Source organism: Caballeronia sp. M23-90 (genome assembly GCF_053574605.1).
Map to the genome: position 1 here is coordinate 1 of NZ_JBSIPA010000968.1, position 502 is coordinate 502.

The 502-nt window shown below is 53.8% G+C and carries 1 pseudogene; it reads right to left on the bottom strand.

What is annotated here, in order from left to right:
- Positions 1 to 138: 138 nt before the first annotated feature.
- Positions 139 to 381 (bottom strand): annotated as a pseudogene (locus ACRXB1_RS37350) (cytochrome c oxidase subunit I); the annotation flags it as partial.
- Positions 382 to 502 lie beyond the last annotated feature (121 nt).

The following is a 502-nucleotide window of genomic DNA, read 5'->3' on the forward strand; positions in this document are numbered from 1 at the left end:
AACAACTCGCCGCCCGGTTCGTTGCATGGCGAGAATTCGCCGAACTCACCGAAAATCCGTCGGCCGCTTTCTGATAGTCGTCACACCTGCCGTCGTGTCATCTCACTGTCGGTAACTTGACAATGCCAACGTGGCTTTTCAAACAACTTCCGGCGGATGTTCAAATGTATGGAACGGGGCTGGGCTTGGCACCGTCCATTCGAGCCCCTCAGCTCCGTCCCAGGGCTTGTCAGAAGCATCTGACAAATCCTTTGAACGTGCGTAGCAAGGCAGCGCCACAGCGAAGAGAAAATAGACCTGAGCGAGCCCAAAGAAAAACGCTCCGATCGTTGCAATCTGGTTGAAACCAGTGAACTGTGCCGGGTAATCAGCATAACTGCGTATTCCACGCAAAGTGAATGGCCATTCCACGGCAAAGTGAATCGTGATTCCAAGGCAAAGCGAACAGGAATTCCACGTCATCGCGAACAAACGGAGCGCAGCGACGCGGGGCCTTTGCTAT